The sequence below is a fragment of the Methanobrevibacter sp. 87.7 genome (assembly GCF_002208625.1).
Taxonomy (GTDB): domain Archaea; phylum Methanobacteriota; class Methanobacteria; order Methanobacteriales; family Methanobacteriaceae; genus Methanarmilla.
In genome coordinates this window covers 1-5618 of record NZ_MRCT01000124.1, presented here as the reverse complement: position 1 = coordinate 5618, position 5618 = coordinate 1, and the positions used below count along the sequence as shown (strand labels likewise).

At 22.7% G+C, this 5618-nt stretch carries 4 protein-coding genes; 3 read left to right on the top strand and 1 reads right to left on the bottom strand.

The window, feature by feature from the left end; translation table 11 throughout:
• The first annotated feature begins 396 nt into the window (after nucleotides 1-396).
• Nucleotides 397-2082, top strand: a complete 1686-nt coding sequence (locus BGI41_RS06350) for a hypothetical protein (RefSeq protein ID WP_088539613.1) — start codon at nucleotides 397-399, stop codon at nucleotides 2080-2082.
• A 165-nt stretch (nucleotides 2083-2247) separates the two neighbouring features.
• On the opposite strand, the gene pyrF is transcribed toward BGI41_RS06350, so the two are convergent.
• Nucleotides 2248-2889 (bottom strand): orotidine-5'-phosphate decarboxylase, encoded by a 642-nt coding sequence (gene pyrF / locus BGI41_RS06345; RefSeq protein WP_088539612.1) that lies wholly within the window; start codon nucleotides 2887-2889, stop codon nucleotides 2248-2250.
• Between the two features lie 287 nt (nucleotides 2890-3176).
• Here pyrF and BGI41_RS06340 point away from each other — a divergent pair, with 287 nt between their 5' ends.
• Both BGI41_RS06340 and BGI41_RS06335 read left to right on the top strand, forming a co-directional pair.
• Nucleotides 3177-4664 (top strand): DUF438 domain-containing protein, encoded by a 1488-nt coding sequence (locus BGI41_RS06340; RefSeq protein WP_088539611.1) that lies wholly within the window; start codon nucleotides 3177-3179, stop codon nucleotides 4662-4664.
• Nucleotides 4665-4694: 30 nt separating this feature from the next.
• A complete protein-coding gene (locus tag BGI41_RS06335) occupies nucleotides 4695-5480 on the top strand; it encodes a TatD family hydrolase (protein ID WP_233126334.1) in 786 nt (261 codons plus the stop codon).
• The last annotated feature ends 138 nt before the right edge of the window (nucleotides 5481-5618 follow it).

Genomic DNA, 5618 nt, shown 5'->3' with positions numbered 1-5618 from the left:
ATTATATCCTTTCTAATATAATAAGCAATAATTTTTTATTTTTATTTATAAAATCTTTATTCGTTTTTGATTTTTATTTACTTTTTTATAAATTATTTAATTTAGACCATATTTTTTCAAAATATCAAAAATATATTACATTTTCGCATTTTTATTTATAATTTTTTATTTTTTTTTCTATTCTGTACATTTTATTTAATAAAATATTAAACATTTAATACTTTATTCTAAATTTTATTTGAAATTTTTAAAGAAATATTTATATAATACTTATTTATTAAATTAATATAATGATTAATAAAATATACTTTATTTTTCATTAAAAAAATCTTAACTAATATTTAATTTTAAGGAATTAAATATTATGAAGATTTATAAAAAAATTCGGAGGATATGATGAAAAATTATAATAAATTTATTATTTTAAGTTTATTTATAATTACTTTAGTTTGTATTACTAATGTTTCTGCTGCTGATTCATCTAATGATACACTTGCTACTGTTGATAATTCTTCTGTAAATATTAATTCAAATATTCTTACTGAAGTTGACAATACAAGTAGTTCTAATACTACTACTGAAAACATTACAGAAAATAAAACAGTGGATGTTATTAACACTACTACTGATATAGATGTTGTAAACTCTTCAGGAGCTTATGATCCTATTAACATTAAGGTTAATGTTTCTACTAATGATAATAAAGTTATTAATATTGGTAATGTAACTATAAAAATATTAAATGGTAATGTAACAGTATTTAGTCAAACTAAAGATGTTAAAAATAATAGTGCAGTGTTTGTATGGACACCTTCTAATATTGGTAAATATACAATTATTGCTAACTATAATAATGTAAGTTTTACAGATGAAGATAAACTTAATATAACATATAATGGATCTAAATCTCAAAAAGATTATACAGCTATTCCTAATAATAATTTACAATTAACTGTTGATAATGTTACTATGTACTGTAGAAATGGTACAAACGTAGTAGCAGTTGTTAAAAATTCTAATGGAGATTTAGTTAGGAATGCTAGTGTAATTATTAATGTACTTGGTGTAAATTATAAAGTTTTCACTGATAATAATGGTAAAGCTTATCTTCAAATTAATTTAAATCCTGGTAATTATAATCTTGTAACTTCTATTAATGGTACTAATGTAACAGCTAATTCTACTGTCTCAGTATTAAATTGGAATAAATCTAAACTTAATCTTAAAGTTTCAAATTTAAATAAAGAATATAAAGATAGTAAAAAATATATTGTTACACTTACTTATGAAGGTAAACCTATTGTAAATCAGTATATTTATGTTAAAATTTTAAAAGCAACATATAAACTTAAAACTAATAATGATGGTATTGCATCTTTAACTATTAATTTAATGCCAAGAACTTATGTTGTAACTGCAACTTTAAATCAAAATGGTATTAAAATTTCTAAATCATCAAAAATAATTGTTAGTAAATGGAATAAAAAATATGTTAATTTAAATATTAAAAAACTTACTAAAACTTACCAAGATCCTAAAGCTCCATTTAATATAACCTTAACTTATAGAGGTAAAACTGTAGCTGGAGAAAAAGTTTACTTTACTATTGCAGGTAAAACTTACAGTAAATTAACTAATTCTAAAGGTGTAGCAAGTTTTGCTGTTAATAATGGTGTTGGAAATTATGGTGTTACAGCAAAAGTTAATTCTGCTGGTGTAAGTTTAGCTAAAAAAACTACTGTTGTTGTAAATAAAGCAGATGTTTCACTTTCATTTAAAAATGTTTATTATAACATTTATGTAAATAACAGTAAATATTACTTAACATATCATTTACAAAAAGGTAAATCTTTAGGTTTAAACTTTACATTTAATAATAAAGCTATGTCTGGTAAATATGTAACTATCGGTGTTAATTCATTTTCTAAATATGTAGTTAAAAAAACAGATAAAAATGGTCTTGTTTATTACCTTAATAAAACTTTAAAATTAGGTAAAAATAATTTTGTAATTACATTTTATGCTGATAATAAAAACTTCAATAATTTAAGATGGAATATTCCAATTTACATAGAAAAATAGTTTTGTTTAAAAATTCATTTTAATTAATGAATTTTTTATTTTTTTATTTTAATTTTTTTAGCTATTTTTTGTTATTAGTTTCTTTTTTTAGTTGTTTTGTCTTTTTTTAGTTTTTATTTATTAATTTATTTAAAAAATAAATAATTTTAAAAATTAGTTAAAATTTTATTTATTTAATATATCTTTTACAGCTTGTTCTGGATTATCTGATTGATATATACTTCTTCCAACAATAACTGCATCAGATATTTTAAGTGTTTCTTTTGCACTTCCTCCTTGAGCTCCAACACCTGGTGAAATAATAAATGCATCTTTTCCTACAATATTTCTAATATCTTGAAGTCTATTTAATCTAGTTGCAGGTGCTACATAATTTTTAATTTCCATTTCAACACCCATTTTAGCAATATCATCTGCTACTGGTTGTAAAAATCTTTTAGCTCCTGGATGTGACATTTCAGTAAGTAAAAATAAGTCTTTTCCATATTCATTAGCTTTGTTAAGACAAGCTTCAACACTATCTTCTCCTACAAATCCATGACATATTAATCCATCTGCTCCATGTGAAAATGTAACATCAGCTATTTTGTCATTTGTTGGACCAATATCTGCAACTTTATAATCGCATATTATTTTAAATCCAAATTGATCTTTTAATTCATCAATACAATTTGTTCCTACTGCAAGTGTTAATGGATATCCTATTTTTATAGTATCTATTTGTTTTGATACTTTTTCACATATTTCTACTGCTTCATCCATTGTCATTACATCTAATGCTAATATAATATTGTTTTTAACATCCATATTTTCACTACTCCTTTTGATATCTTTAATTATTTTAAATTTTCTTTTATTCTATTTGAATAATAATTATGTTTTAATATGTTTTTTATCTTTATTATTTTTTATTTTAAGATTTCAAATTTGATATTTAGATTTCTAAAAAATTATAATTAATATTAAATTTATATTATTATGTGTCTAGTTTGATTGTTGTGTTTAGGATTTATAATTAATATTAAATTTAATATTTAAATTAACATAATTTAAAGAAATTATTAAATATTTTAAATAATAATGTGGTGAGTATTATGAAAACACTTGATTTAAATAAACCAGTTGCAGAATTAATTAAAGAATACCCAGAAGTTAAAGATATTATGGTTGAATTAGGTTTTAAAGCTATTTCACAAAATTTACAATCTATGGGTCAAATTATAACTATACCTAAAGGTTCAAAAATTAAAAATATACCATTAGATAAAATAATTAAAAAATTTGAAGATGAAGGATTTGAAGTTATTAATAAAGGAGAACCTGAAGTTAATAAAGAAAAAGCAAATAATTCATCTGAACGTGTTGAATTATTAAAAAGTTATATAACTAGATTATCTAATGGAGAACCATTAGAAAATATTCAAGAAGAATTTAAAGATAACTTTAGACATGTTTCTGCTAAAGAAATAGCAAAAGCAGAACAAACTCTTATTGAAGAGGGTTTTAATTTAAATGATGTACAACGTTTATGTGATGTTCATTCTGCTTTATTCCATGAGATGACTGATTCTGAAAGAATGGAAATGTTAGAAGCAGAAATGGAACTTGGTAAACAGGATGTAAAAAATTTAGAAAATGAAAATAATGAAGGTGTAAATAAATCTGCAGAATATATGAAGATTGAAGGTCATCCTATTAATGTTTTAATATTAGAAAATAATGAAATTAGTTCTCTTGTTAATAATATTGAAAAAGATTTAGATGATGGAAAATCTGCTTTAGATGTAAGAAAAAACTTAAAAGTTCTTAAAAATATTACTAAACATTATAGTAAAAAAGATAATTTATTATTCCCATTATTAAAAGGTGAATATAATTTCCCAGGACCTTCTGATGTAATGTGGGGAGTTGAAGATGAAATCCTTGATACATTATCTGGAATTATACATGAAACTGAAGGTAAAGAGGAAGAGATTAAAAAAGTATTAAAAAGAATTAAAGAAATGATTTATAAGGAAGAAAATATTTTATTCCCATTATGTGCTGAATACTTTAAAAAAGAAGAATGGGTTGAAATAGCTCGTGATTTTAATGAATATGGTCCTTGTTTAATTAATGAAATTCCTAAATGGGATGAAATAAATGAAAATACTGAAATTACTGAAGTAAATAATGATAAAATATATTTACCTGGTGGAACAATTACTTTAAAACAATTACGTGTTGTATTAAATCTTCTTCCTGTTGAAATAACTATTATTGATGAAAATGATATTAATCGTTTCTTTGATGAAGGAGAAAAATTATTTGAAAGGCCACATATTGCTCTTAACAAAGAAGTTTATTCATGTCATCCTAAAAAAGTTGAACCTGTTGTTCGTAGTTTAATTGAAGATTTTAAATCTGGAAAAAGAGATAGTATGCATGTTCTTGGATCTAAAAGACATCAGAAAGTATTAATTAATTATTATGCTTTACGTGATGAAGAAAATAATTATTTAGGTACTATGGAAGCAGTTTTACCTTTAGAATCAATTATTAACATATTAAATGATGATAAAAAAGGACCAGTTGATTATTAAATATTATATAAATTAATTAAAAGTGAGATTATGAAATTTATAGATATTGGTTTAAATTTAATGCATAAATCATATAATAAAGATCGTGAAGAGGTTATGGTTAATGCAAATAAAGTAGGTGTTTCAAAGGCAATTATTACAGGTGCAGATATTAATTCAAGTATATTAGCTTCAGATTATGCTTTAAAGTATCCTGGAGTTTTATATTCAACTGCAGGAGTTCATCCACATGATGCTAAAACATGTGATGAAAATACAATTTCTACTTTAAAAGAACTTGCAAAAAAAGATTCTGTAGTTGCTATTGGTGAATGTGGTCTTGATTATAATCGTAATTATTCTCCACAGAATATTCAGAGAAAATGGTTTAAAAAACAGTTAGAACTTGCTGAAGAATTATATATGCCTGTATTTTTACATGATAGAGAATCATATACTGATTTTTCAAAAATTTTAAGAGAATTTCCAGATGTAGCTAAAAGATCAGTAGTTCACTGTTTCACTGGAAATAAATATGAAGTTGAAGATTATTTATCTCTTGGATGTTATATTGGAGTAACTGGTTGGATATGTGATGAAAGACGTGGGGATGATTTAAGAGAGGCTGTTAAACATATTCCTCCTGAAAGATTGATGATTGAAACTGATGGTCCTTTTTTAATTCCACGTGATTTAAAACCTAAACCTAAAAAACATAGAAATGAACCTAAATATTTACCTCATATTCTTGAAAGAATTGCTAAAGAAATGGATTTAGATTATAATGATTTAGGAATGCAAGTATGTGAGAATACTAAAAAATTCTTTAATATTTAATTTTAAAATTTTTAATTATAATTTAAAATCTTTTTTTTAATTTTTTTTATATTTAGTAAAATTGTGTTTTAATTTAATTTTTTATTAAAAAATTCTTTTTTTTTATTCAATTTTATTTCTTTTTATTAAAGTTAATTT